Below are 1607 nucleotides of genomic sequence, written 5' to 3'. Positions count from 1 at the left end.
CAAGGCTCCCCACAATCAGGCGTCTTGAATCATTAAGCGGCTAAAACGCCAACAACTTTATGGGTGTACGCCTTAGCGAGCCGAAAGGCCACGCTATCGGGCGTCTTGACGGCTTTTCGGGCGGCGGCGGGGAACCCCTTGGCCCAGCCTTCCTTTTCAACCTGCTAGCTGCGGACGATAGTCCGCGCATCCGACCCGACGTCCTCAATGATGACGGAGCCCGTGCCGGCTGCCAAGGCTGGCCTTCCATCCCAAACATCATGCTATAGATTGGCTCGGCTCGCGTCGCGGCCGTGATATGAACAAATGTGAGGGTCAATGGTTATGAATCGCGTCGTTGTGACGGGAGGGGCTGGTTATATCGGCAGCCATACCTTGATGGAGTTGCTCGCCCTTGACCACGAGGTTTGCGTTCTCGATAGCTTCGCCAACAGCTCGCCCAAAGCGCTTGTCCGCGTAAGCAAGCTGGCCGGGCGCAAATTTGCGGTCGAGTCTGCCGATATTCGCGATGAGCAGGCCCTCTATCGCATTTTTAACGCGTTCAAACCGGATGCAGTTATTCATTTCGCGGGCCTCAAAGCCGTGGCTGAAGGAGAGACAAAGCCGGTCGACTACTATGATGTAAATGTCGCTGGCACGCTCAATCTCCTGAAGGCGATGACCGCCTCGAACTGTAGTAGAATAATTTTCTCATCATCGGCTACCGTTTACGGTGATCCCGACTATCTTCCGCTCGACGAAACACATCCCTGCCGCCCGGCGAGCGTCTATGGTCGTAGCAAATATTTTGCCGAGCAAGTCTTGTTTGACTGGGCTAGAGCCACTCCGCGGCGCAATGCAATCGTGCTGCGTTATTTCAACCCTGTCGGCGCCCACGAAAGCGGTGAGATTGGGGAGGATCCACAGGATATCCCGAACAATCTGATGCCATTCATCGCACAGGTCGCTAGCGGTCTGCGTCAGCAATTAGCGATTTATGGCGACGACTATGAAACGCGAGACGGGACTGGTTTGCGCGACTATATTCACGTGTCGGATTTGGCTCGGGCTCATGTCGCCGCGCTGGACTACGCCTCTCGAGGGCAGGTCGGGGCAGATGTTTTCAATCTTGGAAGCGGCAATGGGGCGACCGTCCGCGAAATGCTCGCTGCATACGAGGTCGCTTGTGGCCGAAGTCTGCCGTCTAAGGTGGTGTCCCGTCGTGCCGGCGACGTGGCCGCCTCCGTTGCGGATCCGTCCAAAGCCGAAAAGCTGCTCGATTGGCGAACTCGGCACACGCTGGAAGAAATGTGCAGCAGTTCGTGGAACTGGCAATCGAAGAATCCGACTGGCTACCGTGCCGCCGAGTCGCTTGATGTTTCACCCAAAGCGCACGATGCGGTCTGAATTACTGCGCTGGAGCGAAAAACGAATATCGACTTTGACCCGAACTGCGGAGGGCCAATCGGCTATGGATCAGCATGATCCCGCCAACGCAACCCGCAGCAAGCTTGCTGCTGCCATCACTGACAGGCTCGAGTTGAGGAGGTTGCTAACGCGTACACTCTTAAAGTTGTTGGCGTTTTAGCCGCTTAATGATTCAAGACGCCTGATTGTGGGGAGCCTTG

At 56.4% G+C, this 1607-nt stretch carries 1 protein-coding gene; it reads left to right on the top strand.

The genetic code is table 11. The features are described 5' to 3' along the window. The first annotated feature begins 324 nt into the window (after positions 1–324). Positions 325–1386 carry a UDP-glucose 4-epimerase GalE gene (gene galE / locus IE243_RS22755; RefSeq protein WP_191321556.1) on the top strand — a complete coding sequence of 354 codons (1062 nt, stop codon included), beginning with the start codon at positions 325–327 and terminating at the stop codon, positions 1384–1386. Positions 1387–1607 lie beyond the last annotated feature (221 nt).

The organism is Camelimonas fluminis, assembly GCF_014656355.1.
GTDB classification, from domain to species: domain Bacteria; phylum Pseudomonadota; class Alphaproteobacteria; order Rhizobiales; family Beijerinckiaceae; genus Camelimonas; species Camelimonas fluminis.
This window is presented reverse-complemented; position numbering and strand designations above follow the sequence as displayed.

Coding starts and splice junctions, on each gene's coding strand:
- galE (WP_191321556.1), top strand. CDS start 325: ATGAATCGCGTCGTTGTGACGGGAGGGGCTGGTTATATCGGCAGCCAT.